The organism is Aliidiomarina sedimenti, assembly GCF_003986955.1.
GTDB lineage: Bacteria > Pseudomonadota > Gammaproteobacteria > Enterobacterales > Alteromonadaceae > Aliidiomarina > Aliidiomarina sedimenti.
Genome location: NZ_PIPN01000004.1, coordinates 10,992 through 26,482, shown reverse-complemented (window position 1 = coordinate 26,482; position 15,491 = coordinate 10,992). Strand labels below are relative to the sequence as shown.

The 15,491-nt window shown below is 52.9% G+C and carries 12 protein-coding genes; 3 read left to right on the top strand and 9 right to left on the bottom strand.

What is annotated here, in order from left to right; genetic code table 11:
- Positions 1-158: 158 nt before the first annotated feature.
- On the top strand, positions 159-3,338 hold the full coding sequence (locus tag CWE12_RS09205) for a TonB-dependent receptor (RefSeq protein ID WP_126789419.1): 3,180 nt from the start codon (positions 159-161) through the stop codon (positions 3,336-3,338).
- 97 nt (positions 3,339-3,435) lie between these two features.
- Here the strand turns inward: CWE12_RS09205 and CWE12_RS09200 are convergent, their stop codons facing one another.
- Complete coding sequence (locus tag CWE12_RS09200; RefSeq protein ID WP_126789418.1) at positions 3,436-5,127, bottom strand: M28 family metallopeptidase; 1,692 nt, start codon at positions 5,125-5,127, stop codon at positions 3,436-3,438.
- Positions 5,128-5,202: 75 nt separating this feature from the next.
- Positions 5,203-7,029 (bottom strand): DNA helicase RecQ, encoded by a 1,827-nt coding sequence (gene recQ / locus CWE12_RS09195; RefSeq protein ID WP_241972367.1) that lies wholly within the window; start codon positions 7,027-7,029, stop codon positions 5,203-5,205.
- Positions 7,030-7,101: 72 nt separating this feature from the next.
- Here recQ and CWE12_RS09190 point away from each other — a divergent pair, with 72 nt between their 5' ends.
- Positions 7,102-7,560, top strand: coding sequence for a thioesterase family protein (locus tag CWE12_RS09190; protein ID WP_126789417.1), 459 nt, complete (start codon positions 7,102-7,104; stop codon positions 7,558-7,560).
- Between the two features lie 2 nt (positions 7,561-7,562).
- Complete coding sequence (rarD, locus tag CWE12_RS09185) at positions 7,563-8,504, top strand: EamA family transporter RarD (RefSeq protein WP_126789416.1); 942 nt, start codon at positions 7,563-7,565, stop codon at positions 8,502-8,504.
- 41 nt (positions 8,505-8,545) lie between these two features.
- On the opposite strand, the gene uvrD is transcribed toward rarD, so the two are convergent.
- The 7 genes from uvrD to lptM form a co-directional block, all read right to left on the bottom strand.
- On the bottom strand, positions 8,546-10,717 hold the full coding sequence (gene uvrD / locus CWE12_RS09180; protein ID WP_198675725.1) for a DNA helicase II: 2,172 nt from the start codon (positions 10,715-10,717) through the stop codon (positions 8,546-8,548).
- Positions 10,718-10,822: 105 nt separating this feature from the next.
- A complete protein-coding gene (locus CWE12_RS09175; protein ID WP_126789414.1) occupies positions 10,823-11,533 on the bottom strand; it encodes an HAD-IA family hydrolase in 711 nt (236 codons plus the stop codon).
- Positions 11,530-12,447: a tyrosine recombinase XerC gene (locus tag CWE12_RS09170; protein ID WP_126789413.1), complete on the bottom strand. Its 918-nt coding sequence runs from the start codon at positions 12,445-12,447 to the stop codon at positions 11,530-11,532. The genes CWE12_RS09175 and CWE12_RS09170 overlap by 4 nt, the downstream gene beginning before the upstream one ends.
- Positions 12,448-12,458: 11 nt before the next feature.
- A complete protein-coding gene (locus tag CWE12_RS09165) occupies positions 12,459-13,154 on the bottom strand; it encodes a DUF484 family protein (protein ID WP_241972366.1) in 696 nt (231 codons plus the stop codon).
- Entirely contained in the window at positions 13,151-13,978 is an 828-nt protein-coding gene (gene dapF, locus CWE12_RS09160) for a diaminopimelate epimerase (RefSeq protein ID WP_126789411.1), read from the bottom strand. Before dapF ends, CWE12_RS09165 begins: the two co-directional genes overlap by 4 nt.
- The gene (gene lysA / locus CWE12_RS09155) at positions 13,972-15,243 is read right to left on the bottom strand and encodes a diaminopimelate decarboxylase (RefSeq protein ID WP_126789410.1); all 1,272 of its coding nucleotides are present in this window, start codon (positions 15,241-15,243) and stop codon (positions 13,972-13,974) included. Before lysA ends, dapF begins: the two co-directional genes overlap by 7 nt.
- On the bottom strand, positions 15,236-15,415 hold the full coding sequence (lptM, locus tag CWE12_RS09150) for an LPS translocon maturation chaperone LptM (protein ID WP_126789409.1): 180 nt from the start codon (positions 15,413-15,415) through the stop codon (positions 15,236-15,238). The genes lysA and lptM overlap by 8 nt, the downstream gene beginning before the upstream one ends.
- Between the last annotated feature and the right edge of the window lie 76 nt (positions 15,416-15,491).

Genomic DNA, 15,491 nt, shown 5'->3' with positions numbered 1-15,491 from the left:
TTTTGGAGTAAATAAACATGAAAAAAGTATGAAATTGGTTACTTTTTGTCATAAAATACGCGCCACATTGTCATGGTGTTGTCACAAACTGGATGTAACCTCACGCATTCAACAAGCTTTACTCTCAAACTCTCTCACAAACTATGCAGGAAAATGGCATGACTAAGAAGACGAAACTGACTCGCATCGCAGCGGCAGTCGCGCTTACCATCGGAATGTCCTCTGGTGTTGCTTTAGCTCAGGAAACAACCTCCGCGGTACGTGGTGTTGTCTCAAACGAGCAGGGGCAGACAGTTGCAAACGCGACTATTCAGCTGATTGATACCCGCACAGGTACAAGCCGCACACTCACCTCGAATGCAAATGGTACTTTCAACGCGCGCGGTCTGGCGGTTGGTGGTCCATACATGATGGTTGTCGAAGGTCCTGAAGGCCGTCGCGATACCGTCGAAAATGTGTTCCTGTCACTGGGTGATACGCAAAACGTTAGCGTAACCATTCGTTCTCAGGAAGAGTTCGAACGCATCGCAGTCACTGGTAGCCGCATGAGCGACCCAATGATCGGTCGCAACAGCCCAGCCGCCGTTTTCTCGCAAGAAGATTTAGAAAATGCGCCTGCTATTAACCGTGATATTAAAGACGTCCTGCGCATCGACCCACGCGTATACGTTGACGAGAGTTTCGGTGATGCCATTCAATGTGGTGGTGCTCACCCACGTTACAACTCACTGACAGTTGACGGCGTGCGCATGAACGATAACTTTGGTCTGAACTCAAATGGCTACCCAACTGAGCGCATCCCGTTCTCTTTCGACGCCATTCAGCAAGTAGCCGTCGAGTTCGCGCCTTTTGACGTACAGTACGGTAACTTCACCGCCTGTAACATCAACGCTGTTACTAAATCGGGTGGGAATGAGCTGTTTGGTTCTGCTTTTTTTGACTACACCAGCGATTCTTTAAGCGGCGATTCCCTTGAAGGTGATAACTTTGATAATGGCGACTACACCGAGGAACGTTATGGCTTTAACGTCGGTGGTGCGCTAATTAAAGACAAGTTATTCTTCTTCACCGCTTACGAAAAACTCGAAGGTGTTGAAAACTTTTCCTTTGGTCCTGCCGACTCGACAGCCGCTACTCAGGTTGCCGGCGTGACCCAATCACAGATTGACCGCATTGCTCAAATCGCGAGTGAACGTTATGGCTACCAGGTAGGTCAACCGATAGCTTCAGCGCCGGTTGAAGATGAAAAATTACTGGTCAAATTAGATTGGTACATCAATGACGACCATCGTTTAGCCTACACCTACAATTATAATGACGGCGGTAACGTACGTCGCTCAGATGGTGACTCGGACGAATACGAATTCTCTGACCACTTTTATAACCGTAGCACTAAGCTAGAGTCGCATGTGGCTCAGTTGTTCTCTGACTGGACCTATGACTTCTCTACCGAAGTTCGGGTTGGTTCAACATCTGTTGAGAACTCTCAGGTAAACAATGGTCCAGGCGGCTTCGGTGAAGTTCAGATTGCCACCACCAATATTGCCCCAGACCAGTCAGAGCCATCATCGGCAACGGTTTACCTGGGTGTGGATGACTCTCGTCAATCAAACTCTCTCAGCTATGATTCAACGTTCTTCAATGCGATGGCCACCTATCAGTTAAATGACCACACATTGTCAGCTGGTTTCGAGCGCGAAGAGTTCGATATCTTCAACATGTTCGTTCAGCACAGCATTGGCGAATATCGCTTCGACTCAATTGACGCATTCGAAGCTGGCACTCCAAGCGTTATTTATTACGGTAATGCCGCAGACACCCTAAACCCGCGTGATGCTGCGGCTGAATACAGCTATGCGATTAACACGGCTTATCTGCAGGACGAGTACTATCACTACGACTGGGATGTAACTTTTACTTTCGGTCTGCGTTACGACTGGTACACCAGCAGTGACTTACCAGCAGAAAACGCTAACTTTACTGAGCGCTACGGGTATAGCAACGCCCAGAACTTTGATGGCGAAGGCCTGCTGCAACCACGCTTCGGCTTTAACTGGCGCGCCCTGCCAGAGCTGGAAGTTCGCGGTGGTATTGGTCTCTACTCTGGTGGTAACCCGAACGTCTGGGTAGCGAACGGCTATCAAAACGACGGTATTACTCAGGTTCAGTTAACTGACCGCACTGGCCAAAGTTTGTTTGACCGTGAAATCAGCGGTGACGGCAACCCAATCGCCAATGCGCCAGCAGACATGGTCGATCAGGTTGCAAACGCAAGCCCTGACTCAGGTGTTAATACGTTAGATCCTAACTTTGAAATTCCAAGCGAGTGGAAATATGCGTTAGGTGCTACGTACTCGTTCGACAGTGGTTATGTAGTAAATGCTGATCTGATTTACACGCAGAAAAAAGATTCAGTCATTGTCTATGACGGATCAGTTGAACAAACTGATACATTGCCGGATGGACGTCCGTTGTATTCTCCTATCTTCGAGAATTCAGACGGTGAGCTGGAAGCGCGTGAAGACTTCATTTTGGGTAACGCTGCCGAAGATGGTAAGTCAGTCGTCTTCTCTACCTCTCTGAGCAAGTCATATGATTTCGGCTTAAGCTGGTCACTTGCCTATGCTTACGCAGACGCAGAAGATGCTAACCCAATGACGAGTTCAGTTGCCTATTCAAACTGGTCATCATACGCTGCTAGTGACTTCAACAACCCAGGCCTTGCGACCTCGAATTACGAGATTCCGCATCGCTTTACGATGAGAGCTACGTATCAGCACGAGTTCGTTAGTGGTTACAACACGACCTTTAGTTTAGTCGGTACCCACAACAAAGGCCGCCCCTATAGCTACACATTTAGCGGTCAAAACTTCGGCGATGGTGGCTACGACCGTCAGTTGCTGTACGTACCAACAGGCATCGACGATCCAAACGTAGTTTTTGGAGCTGATTTCAACACTGACGCATTCTTTGACTTCGTTCAGAATTCAGGACTGGATAAGTATGCTGGTGGCATTGCAGACCGAAATGCGTTCTACAGTGACTGGTGGACTAAAGTCGATTTGCGGATTGAGCAGGAGCTTCCTGGGTTCATGGAGAACCATCGTGCTAAAGCCTTCTTCACCATCAACAACCTGACAAACCTGTTGAACGATGACTGGGGCGTGATGTACCAGGCTGGATTCCCTCAGATGACAGATGTTGTCAATGTCGACTTAGTAGGCTCTGAAGGTAACTACCAGTACCAGTTCAACGAGTTCTTCTCACCATCTGGTCAGTCGCGCGTTCAGGCGCCATCAGTTTGGGAAATTCGTGTAGGTGTTAAATACGACTTCTAAGACACTTATAGAAACGTAGTTAATCTACCAACAATAAAAAGGCCCCTCACGACAACGTGAGGGGCCTTTTTTTTATTATTGATTGAAGGCGGCCTGTTTACTGAGACCGTTGTGACTCAGTTTGAAGACGTTCTGCTTCAAATTCATTGCCTTCGCGCCAGGCTGGCCAGGTGCGGCTGTTAACCAGTTCATGGCCAACCCGGAAGTAGATCCAGAGGTCCTGTTGCATGCCACGTAAGTCCCACTCAGGGTCATATTCATCTGCTGGTTTGTGGTACAACTCTGCAAATAAATAATCAAACTTCTCACGGCCATAGTCTTTGCCAAACTCGAAGTGGTCTATACCTCCCTTCGCGTAGAGCATCGGCACACCTTTATTGGCCAGGCTAAAGTGGTCCGAGCGGTAAAAGAAGCCTCGTTCCGGGTTGGTTTCCGGCGCCAGATAGCGTTGTTGCGCCTCAACATAAGGGGCCGCAATGTCCTGCATTTCAGAATTGTCCCAACCGACCACGACGAAGTCACGCACCGGCCCGTACATATTCTGCATATCCATATTGATTCCGGCGACAGCCTGGTCGAGCGGTAGCAAGGGGTTCTCGGCATACCATTTGGACCCTAGCAGGCCGCGCTCTTCAGCGCCGACCATAGCAAACACCACAGTCCGCTCAGGTTGTTCAATGGCGGCAAACTTCTCAGCCAGTGCTAACAGGGCGGCGGCGCCGCTCGCGTTGTCCTGGGCACCGTTAAACACTTCGCCGCTAATGGGTTCGACCCCCATATGGTCCCAATGCGCCATGTAGATCACATGTTCATCCGGGTAACGGCTGCCTTCAACCTGGCCGATCAGGTTGGCGGTTTCAAAATACTCAATCTCATTCTCTATAATCAGTGACAGCTCGCGCTGCAAGGGCAGCGGTTCAAAGTCGGCTGCCAGAGCCTGAGTCCGTGCCTGGTCCAGGGTCATGCCGACGTTGGCGAACAGTTGTTCTGCGCTGTCCTCGGTGATCCAGCCTTCCACCTTGGCGCGGCCCGCATTCATGTCCTCACTTTTCATGCTGTAACGAATGGGTGAGCCACCCGCCACCACACCCCAGCCGTAGCCCGCTGGCCCTGTTTCATGGACAATAATAGCCGCATCGGCACCTTGCCGTGCTGCTTCTTCAAACTTGTAGGTCCAGCGCCCATAGTAGGTCATCGAATTGCCGTTAAATAACGCCTCGTCCTGAGTCGCATAACCGGGGTCGTTCACCAGCATCACCACAGTTTTACCCTCGACATCGAGGCCTTCATAATCATTCCAGTCATATTCCGGGGCAACAATGCCGTAGCCGACAAAGACCATCTCACTGTCTGCAATTTCGACCTCGTTGACGGCGCGATGAGTCCAGCCCATCATTTGCTGACGGTACGCCAAGGTTTCCTCAGCCTCGCCACCGCGTAATGTCATGTCGGTCACCCGGGTTGGCGCGATACGAACCATCGGCACCATTTGCGTATAGTCGCCTTCGGTCCCGCTGAGCGACTGCACGCCGGCCTGCTGAAAAACGTTGGTAATGTAGTCGATGGTGAGCTCTTCACCCCGGGTCCCGGGGGCACGCCCTTCAAACTCGTCAGAGGCGAGGGTCCGTAAATGCTCACGATAGGTGGTTGAGAAGTCGGTGTCGAAATAGCCGTCGGCGTCTTCGACCAGGGGGAATTGACTGGCCGTTTTCGGTTCGTCAGGCCCTGAGGTTGGGGTGCAGGCCAGCAGAGCTGAACACACCAAAGTAGAAGTAACTAGTTGCCGCATCGGAAGATCCTTTACATAGGTAAGTCGGTTTACGCACATTGCGCAACTGATACCATACGTCGGGACACAACCGGGTTACAAGTTTCCTGTCAGGTAGCTGGTAATCTCTTCAAGAAAGGCTTTGCCGTAGCGCTCAAGCTTAACCTGACCGACACCGGACACCAGCAGGAACTCAGCTTCAGTGGTCGGTAAACGGGTCGCCATGTCCTGCAAGCTGCTGTCGCCAAAGACCACAAAAGGGGGCACTTCCGCTTGTTCAGCAATGCGTTTGCGTAACTTGCGCAAGCGTCCAAACAGTACTTTGTCGTGGTTGCCCCGCTCGGCCACGGCCGCGCCAGTTTTGATCGCATCCAAACGCGGTTTAGCCAGGGTCAGTGCGACTTCTCCACGCAAAACCGGCCGCGCATTCTGGGCCAGATGCATCGCACTATGACGACGAATATCCTGGATTAGCAGGCCACGGTGGATAAGTTGACGAATAACCGACACCCAGTGCTCCGCGCTTTCTTCTTTACCGATGCCATAGGTAGAAAGCTGGCTGTGGCCATGCTGTTTGACCTTTTGCGTTTGCGCCCCGCGCAGCACTTCAACAATGTAATTAACGCCGAATTGCTGGCCTGTCCGGTAGACACAACTTAGCGCCTTCTGCGCATCCACGGTGCCATCGTACTGTTTAGGCGGGTCAATGCAGAGGTCGCAGTTGCCACAGGGCTGCTCGCGGTATTCGCCAAAATAATTCAGTAACACCAGGCGGCGACAGGTTTGTGCTTCCGCAAACGAGGTCATTGCATGAAATTTCTGCCGCTCAACACGGATCCGTTCACTATCGGGCTGCTCATCGAACAAACGCCAGATCCAGCCGGCGTCGTTCGGCTCGTAGAACATAACCGCTTCGGAGGCGACCCCATCGCGGCCAGCCCGACCAGTTTCCTGATAGTACGCTTCAATACTTCGCGGAATATCGTAGTGCAACACGAAACGCACATTGGGCTTGTTGATCCCCATCCCAAAGGCGATGGTCGCCACCACGACATCAATGTCGTCGCGCAAAAAACCGTGCAACGTTTCGCGTTTTTCTTCGTGCGGTAAGCCTGCATGGTAAGGGCGCGCCTTCACGCCTTCAATTTGCAGCTTTAGCGACAGCTCTTCGGTCTTCTTTCTGCTTCCGCAGTAAATAATTCCGGAGGCCCCGCGCTGTGCTTTGACGTAATCAATAACCTGCTTTTGCGGCTTAAACTTTTCCTGCACCAGGTAACGGATATTGGGGCGGTCGAAGGAACTTTGGAATATAAAGGGGTCGCGCAGCGCCAGGCGTTGCACAATATCATCACGCGTCACGTGGTCTGCAGTAGCAGTGAGTGCTAACAGGGGGGCATTAGGTAACAGCTGGCGCAGCTCGCCTAAGCGACCGTATTCGGGTCTGAAGTCATGCCCCCACTGTGAGATACAATGCGCTTCATCGACCGCAATCAGCGCCACCTGCAAGGTTTGTAGCCGTTCCAGAAACGCCGGGGTCAGAATCCGCTCAGGCGCGACATAGAGCAGCTTAATAGAGCCGTCCTGCAGCGCCCGTAACACCTCCATCACCTCAGGTCCCTGCATTCCGGAGTGGATAGCGCCAGCTGAGATACCCATAGCTTTAAGAGCACTGACCTGATCATCCATTAACGAGACCAGCGGCGACACCACAATGGTCACTCCGGGCAGTAACATCGCTGGCAACTGGTAGCACAATGACTTACCGCCACCTGTCGGCATCAGCGCTACCGCATCGCGCCCCGCCAGTACCTGCTCTATCACCCCCTCCTGACCATCGCGAAACTGACGGTAGCCGAACACCCGCTGCAGAACCTCGAGGGCCTGTTGCATGTGATCGTGGTTTGAGGTGGCTAGGCTTTGCATGGTACTCCAGAGTTGACGGCGATTTGTTCGCCCCCTATTGTATGCGTCCCGACCCTTAATAACCATTTACAAATGCCGACATCGCCGCTACTTGACCAAATTTCGCGCTTAATGAATGAACAAATTCCCTTCCATCGCCTTATTGGGCTTGAGGTGAAGCGGTTCGCGTCCGATATTTCGGAAGTTCAGTTCCACTGGCAGGCTGACCTGATTGGGAATGTCCCCCAGGGCATTTTACATGGCGGGGTCACCGCTACGGCGCTGGATATGTGTGGCGGTCTGGTCGCTATCGCAGGCGTGGTCGAGACATTGCCGGACGATACGTCACCGGACGAGGTGATTCAGCGTATCTCACGTTGTGGCACCATTGATTTACGGGTCGACTATGTGCGCCCGGGCCGGGGCAAGACCTTTATCACCACGGCGCACACCATTCGTTCGGGCAATAAAGTCGCTGTCGCGCGGATGGAAATGCATAATGAAGACAACATGCTGATAGCCTTTGGCACCGGCACTTACATGGTGGGTTAGTAATGGACGATCTGCACGCTGCAGAACAACATAAGCGCTCCCGCGAGGGTGTTATCTTCGCCATTGTGGCGTATACCATCTGGGGGCTGGCGCCTATCTATTTCAAAGCCGTGGGCCATGTCCCGGCATTCGAAATTCTTGCCCACCGGATTATCTGGGCCTTTGTCCTGGTGCTGATACTTATTATCGCGACTGGTCGAATGGGGCGGGTCGCCGCCGCCTTCAAGGCGCCAGCATTACTATTCCGGCTGGGTATTGCAGCCTGCCTGATCGGCTTTAACTGGTTGCTGTTTATCTGGGCGATCGCCAATGACTTTATTCTTGAGGCCAGTCTGGGCTACTACATTAACCCGTTACTGAACGTGGTGATTGGCATGGTCTTCTTTGCCGAACGCCTGCGCCGGTTGCAACTGGCGGCGGTCTTTCTGGCTCTTTTCGGCGTGCTCTTTCAGCTGATTACCTTTGGCTCTATTCCCTGGATAGCATTAGCACTGGCCGCCTCGTTTGCTACCTACGGGGCGATCCGTAAAAAGCTGCCGTTTGATTCGCTGACCGGGCTGTGGCTGGAAATTCTTTTGTTACTGCCGTTTATTCTGCTTTGGTTTTTCTTCTGGGCAGACAGTGAAACCAGCAACCTGATGGCCAACAGCTGGCAATTAAATGGGCTGTTAATAGCCGCAGGGGTGATTACCACAGTGCCCTTACTATTTTTTACCGGCGCGGCACAGCGGATTCGCTACTCGACCCTTGGCTTTTTCCAGTACATTGGCCCCAGCCTGATGTTTTTACTCGCGGTGGGGGTGTATGGCGAAACCTTTAGCAAAGACAAAGTTATTACCTTTGCGATTATCTGGACCGCCCTGGCGATTTACTCCTTTGACGCCGCGCGTACCCACCGTCAAACCATTCTTGCGGCCCGGCGTTATCGCAACGAGCAACATTAAACCCGCTCTCGCCAACGTTATCCACGTTAACATTAACCCCGCTAAGACAGCGGGGTTAATTTAGCATAGGCCACCACCAGCCATTTGCTGCCGCGATCGTCGAAATTAATCTGAATCCGACTTTGCGGCCCGCTGCCCTCATAGTTCAGCACCGTGCCTTCGCCAAAGGTTGCATGCAATACTCGCTGCCCCAGCTGAAAACCCGTTTGCTCAAAGGTTTCGTGACTGGCGCCGGTATGGAAACGACCTAAACCTGTCTGCGGCGCGCTGACCCGGGCTTGCATCCGCACTTCATCCAATGCTTCCGGCGGCATTTCTCCTATAAAACGACTTTTACGGTGAAACTGTTCCTGCCCATACAAGCGACGGCTCTCGGCATAGGTAATGACCAGCTGCTGCATGGCGCGTGTCATACCGACATAGCACAGGCGTCGTTCTTCTTCGAGCCGCCCCGGTTCTCCCATCGACTGCTGCGACGGAAATAAACCTTCCTCGACACCGACCATAAACACCAGAGGGAACTCAAGCCCTTTGGCGCTGTGCAGCGTCATCAACTGCACCGCGTCCTGGTGCTCATCTGCCTGCTCATCACCGGCTTCAAGCGCGGCGTGAGAGAGAAACTCAGCCAGCGGTGTCATCTCTTCATCGCCGGTTGGCATAAAGCTTTCAGTTGCACTGACCAGCTCACGTAAGTTTTCTACCCGGGTTTCCGCCTTTTCACTTTTTTCCGACTCATACATCGCCATCAGGCCACTGCGTGAAATCGCAATATCCGTCTGTTTTGCCAGCGGGCGATCAGTGGTTTCATCTTCCAGCTGGGTAATAAGGTCAATAAACCCCTGCACCGCTGACTTCGCACGTCCGGTCAGCCGCCCTTCGCGAACCAGAAACGCGGCGGCGTCCCACATGGGTAGCTGCTGATCGCGCGCTGCTTCACGGATTAAGCCTAAGGTGCGATCACCAATACCGCGGCTGGGGGTGTTAATCACCCGCTCAAATGCGGCATCATCAATTCGGTTGCTGATTAAGCGTAAGTAGGCGAGGGCGTCTTTAATCTCCTGCCGGTCGAAGAAGCGCAGGCCACCGTAAATCCGGTAGGCCAGGCTGTTGTATAGCAAGGTCTCCTCCAGCACCCGTGACTGGGCGTTGGAACGATACAAAATAGCGACATCCTGCAAGGCATTGCCCTGATCCAGCCATTCCTGAATACGCCCTATTACATAGCGTGCTTCGTCCTGCTCATTAAACGCAGCGTACACCTTAATCGGCTCGCCGCTTACCCCGTCGGTCCAGAGATCTTTGCCTAAGCGGTCGCTGTTATTGGCAATAACCTCGTTGGCGGCATTAAGGATGGTGCTGGTCGAGCGGTAATTTTGTTCCAGCCGAATGGTCTCGGCAGTCGGAAAGTCACGCAGAAAGTGCTGCAAATTCTCTACCTGGGCTCCGCGCCAGCCGTAGATCGACTGATCGTCATCACCGACGATGGTGACATGATTGTCTTTACCGGCCAGCAACTGGACCCAGGCATACTGAATGGAGTTGGTATCCTGAAATTCGTCGACCAGTAGATGACGAAAGCGTCGCTGGTAGTGCTCCCGTACATACTGATTGTCGCGAAGTAGCTCATGAGCACGTAACAACAGCTCCGCAAAATCGACCAGGCCAGCCCGGTCACAGGACTCCTGGTAGGTCTGATAAATCGATTTGTGGGTTTGCTCGGCAATATCATAGGCATCGATGTGGTGCGCACGCAGGCCCTCATCTTTTTTCCCATTGATATACCACTGCGCCTGTTTCGCTGGCCATTGCTTTTCATCAATGTTCAAAGCACGAATGGTGCGTTTGACCAGGCGAAGTTGGTCATCACTATCGAGGATCTGGAAGTTCTGTGGCAAACCAGCATCTTTGTAATGAGCGCGCAGCAGACGGTGGGCGAGACCGTGGAACGTGCCGATCCACATTTGACGGACATCGCGGCCCATTAGCTTTTCAATTCGTCCGCGCATTTCCGCGGCCGCTTTGTTGGTAAAGGTCACCGCCATCACCGACAACGGTGACTGGTTCATAACCTGGATCAGCCAGGCAATCCGATGGACCAGCACCCGTGTTTTGCCGCTGCCAGCTCCGGCCAGAACCAGCATGTGCTGCTCACCCGCGCTGACCGCTTCACGTTGCTTGTCGTTAAGTCCATCAAGTAAGTAAGATACGTCCACTGCGAGCCCCATATAACAAGATAAGCAAAAGGCAACGGCTGCTGCCCAGGCGGTTCAGCCTATAGTGTACGGCCCGTATACTGTATATGCAACCAGCACTCGGCGTTACAGAAAGTCGGACAGCAGCGGCAAATGCGCAATTGTGACCGTGGGCAACCAGGTCAGGCGCGGGTCAAAACGGCCACTCTGGTTCAGCCACACAGTTTGCGCACCAAAGCGGGCCGCGCCCTGCACGTCACTTACCGGATGGTCGCCGATATGCAGCAGTTCAACTGGGTTAAAGCCCAGTTTCTGCTGTGCGGCACGAAACATATCCGCGGTCGGTTTACCGCGTAAACGGTCACTGGGTTGCCATGCGTGGGTAAAGTAATCGCCGATGCCGATCTTACTGATATCCGCGTTGCCATTGGAAATAGCCAGCAGCGGGAAGCGTCCGGCTAAGGCGTCCAGCAGGCGATGCACATCATCCGCGACGTCCACCTGGTTTCGATGTTCAAGAAAGTGAAGCATGGCGTCTTCAGCACCGCGCGTGGCCAGATCAGCGGCGAGGCCGTGTTGTTCCAGTCCATGGCGCAGTGTGGCCTGGCGTAACGCGGTCATATTGGTTGCCAGCATGGCATCAGCCGCCGCCAGTTTGTCACGCAGCGCGCGCCAGTCATGCAGGCCGAAGGCCTCTGTTTGCGGGAACTGCTGATGAAGGTATTCAAGCAGCGCCTGTTCAGCCTGCTGCATCACCGGAAGGTTGTCGTACAGAGTGTCATCAAGATCAAAGCTAATCACTTTGACCGGTCGTAAGCGACGGTGAAATTGGATCATGGTTTCTTCTTTGCCCGTGGGTGAGCGTTGTCATAGACACCAGCCAGATGCTGGAAGTCGAGATGGGTATAGACCTGAGTAGTGGATAAATTGGCGTGCCCTAAAAGCTCCTGCACCGCGCGCAGATCGCCACTCGACTCCAGCATATGCGAGGCGAAACTATGGCGCAGTTTATGTGGATGCAAGTTATCGCTGATACCCCGGCGCAAGGCCCATTGTTTCAGCCGCAACTGCACCGAACGGACCGACAGCCGCCGTCCGCGCTGGCTTAAAAACAATGCCTCGGGTTCTGTCTGTGGCCAGTTTTTGCGGGTCGCTATCCATAGTTTTAACCACAACCCGGCTTCAGCGCCATAGGGTACTATTCGGGTCTTACCGCCTTTCCCGGTCACTCTGAGCTCATGGGTAGCAAGCCGCCCGGTAGGGATATCTGAGAGGTTGAGACTAACCAGCTCCGACACACGCAAACCGGCACTGTATATCAATTCAAACATACTACGGTCACGAATACCGAGTTCGTCGTCTGGCTCCTCATCAAGCAGATGAGCCACCCCATCGACATCCATGTTTTTTGGTAAGCGCCGACCTTGCTTCGGTGCCTGCACCAGTTTAGCCGGGTTGTGTTGCAGTTCACCACGTTCGCCAAGGTAATCGCAAAAGCTGCGCAACGCGGCCAGACGCTGATGAATCGAAGGAATACCGACTTCCTGGCGACGCCAGCTCACCACCAGGCCCTCGACGGCGCGGGCGGTTAATTCCGACCACTGTTGCAGTCCCTGCGAAGCAAGCGCCTGAGTAATGACCCCTAACTGGCGGCGATACTGGGTGAGCGTATGCACCGCATAGCCGCGACTACCCTGCAGGTAATCAATAAACCGTTCGACCAGTCGTTCAAGCTCGATGGACTCAGCCATAGGGGCTTCCGCTACTCTGGTGTGGTAACCAGTCCAGGTAAAACGACACTTAGCAGCGCCTGTAACTGACTGATTAACAGGTAATCCATATTGGGTTCGAAATGCGACGGGTCATGACTGCCAAGCGCCAGCAACCCGACTTTCGGATCACGCCCCAACAGCATCAAGGCCACGGACTGAACTGGTTTACCCGGGAATAGTAAATTCAGTTCATCCTGGGTAAGTCGGCCAAAGTAGACCGGCTCATCGACAAAGCGTTTACTGAGTAATTGCTTGTGCGTGTCGGCGCTGAACCGGTAACGATCCGGCACGCGGTGGTCGTCAATGAAGAACTTTAAGGTTAACTCAGGCAGACTTAATTCATTGATAAAGGTGTCATGCAACGCCGCTGACACTTCAGTCAACGACTGACAGCGTAGCAGCCTTGTATACAACGCACTGTAACCACGGAAAATATGTTCGTTACGCCGGGCGTTGCTCATTAAGTCAGTAATTTCTTCCTGCAACAGTTCAATCTGGTCGCGCAGCAAACGCTGTTGACGCTCGATCAGTGACACTGTCCCCTGCTGTTCATGGGGTAGCTTCATCGATGCAATCAATTCCGGATTGCGAGCGAAGAACTCTGGGTTTTCTTTGAGGTATTCTGCGATCGCCTGGTCATCCAGGCGCAGTTCACTTTCGCTGACTAACATCTCGGCTTTGCTCATAATACCATTTGTCCATCAAATACATGGGTCGCCGACCCGGTCATCATTACGCTTTGCCCTGCTTGCCAGGTTATCTGTAGTGGTCCACCTGGTAGCTGAATCGTGGCAGTCGCATCCAGTTTATCTTGCATCATTGCCCAAACGGCGGCGGCACATGCACCACTGCCACAGGCTTGTGTTTCGCCGACACCGCGCTCAAATACACGTAAGCGCGCATTCTGGCGGTCTATAATCTGTAAAAAGCCAATATTGGCACCTTCCGCAAAACGTTCATGCTGGGTCAGCAACTGGCCAACCTCGTTCACTGGCGCTTGCTCGATATCATCAACCAGCATCACACAATGGGGGTTACCCATACTTAATACACCGCAAAGGAAGGTTTGTTCCGCTGCTCTTAAAATATAGGTGGTCTCACTTTTATTCGCCCGGAACGGAATCTGTGCAGGGTCGAACACGGGTTGGCCCATGTCCACTTCCACCTGCCCATCGCTTAACAGGCTAATACTGATCACCCCTTTTTTCGTGCTGACGCGGAAACGGTTCTTATTGGATAATCCTTTATGGCGGATAAAGCGTCCAAAACAGCGCGCGCCATTGCCGCATTGCTGAACTTCCGAGCCATCCGCATTAAAAATTCGATAATGAAAATCCACGTCAGGATCGTACGGCGCTTCGACCATCAGCAATTGGTCAAAGCCTACTCCACGGTGACGATCAGCAAGCATGGCAATTTGATCGTTGTTCAGAAAGACATTCTGAGTCACATTGTCAATGACCATAAAGTCATTGCCAAGACCATGCATTTTCGAAAAATGAATCAACATTTAAAGTCCGCCAGTCGTTCGTGTTGCCACAGCTGCTCCAGCTCCTCTCGCTCGCGGATGAGATAAGCGGCATCGCCGTCGACCATGACTTCAGCGGGCCGTACCCGGGTATTGTAGTTTGAACTCATAGCAAAACCATAGGCGCCAGCACCGAAAACCGCCAGTACATCACCTTCTTCGGCGGCCAGTGTTCGTCCTTGCGCTAAAAAATCGCCGGTTTCACATACCGGGCCGACCACGTCGACCGGCTTAGTAATAAGTGGCTTACCCTGCACGCTATTCTCAACACGATGATAGGCCTGATACAGCGACGGACGCAACATGTCATTCATACCCGCATCGACAATCACAAAGTCTTTTTTCTGACTGGCTTTAATATACTCAACCCGGGTCAACAGCATGCCTGCATTGGCGACAATGGCGCGGCCAGGCTCAAGGTACAAGGCCAACTGAGGATAATCTGCAAGCCTGGCAAGCATTGCCTGGATGTAGTCACCTACTGCCGGGGGCTGTTCATCCTCGTACTGCACGCCTAAACCGCCGCCCATGTCGAGATGAGTAATTTCAATACCCTGGGCGGCCAGCTCGTCAATCAACTTGAGCATACGGTCCATGGCGTCAAGGAAAGGAGTCAACTCAGTCAGTTGCGAGCCGATATGGCAATCCACACCGACCACCTGCAGACCCGGCAACTGACTCGCTTTGCTAAAGGCAGCCAGTGCATCCCGCATCGGAATACCAAATTTATTCGCTTCAAGCCCGGTCGCAATGTAGGGATGAGTGCGGGCGTCTACGTCAGGATTAACACGCAATGAGATCCGCGCCTGCTGTTGACGCTGCTGCGCAATCGCACTGATACGTTCAAGTTCGGCTAAGGATTCGACATTGAACTGGAGGATGCCGACCTCTAGTGCGTACTCAATTTCAGCTTTCGATTTAGCGACCCCGGAAAAAACGATGCTGTCTGCGCGGCCACCGGCTTTTAAAACGCGAGCGATTTCACCGCCCGAAACAACATCGAAACCGGCCCCTTTTAACGCCAGTAATTGCAGGATCGCCAGGTTGCTGTTCGCCTTTACCGCATAACAGGTGCGATGTGGGGCCGGCAGGTGCTGATTAAACGCATCCCAGTTTTGCTCGATCGCAGCGCGGGAATATACATACAGCGGCGTGCCGAAACGTTCGGCCAGACTAGCCGCCGTCACATTTTCTGCATGGAGGTGAGTCGCCTGGAACGTAAATGCTTGAAAACTCTGATTAGCCATTGTTACTCACTGATTGCTGGGACTGCGCACTCTGATCGGCTTCATCGCGTTGTTGCTCAATATCTGTGGTTTCAGGTTCCGGCGGTATATAAAGCGGCCCTTTTTGCCCACAGCCAGCCAGGGCAGAAACAACGGAAACAACAGTTACCAGGTGGAAGATGCGTTTTATCATAGCTCGCGTTACACTTAAGACGGCAAAGGGCCTATAATCGCATTCAAAGGGGCATTTGTCACCCGACTCCAGGGGT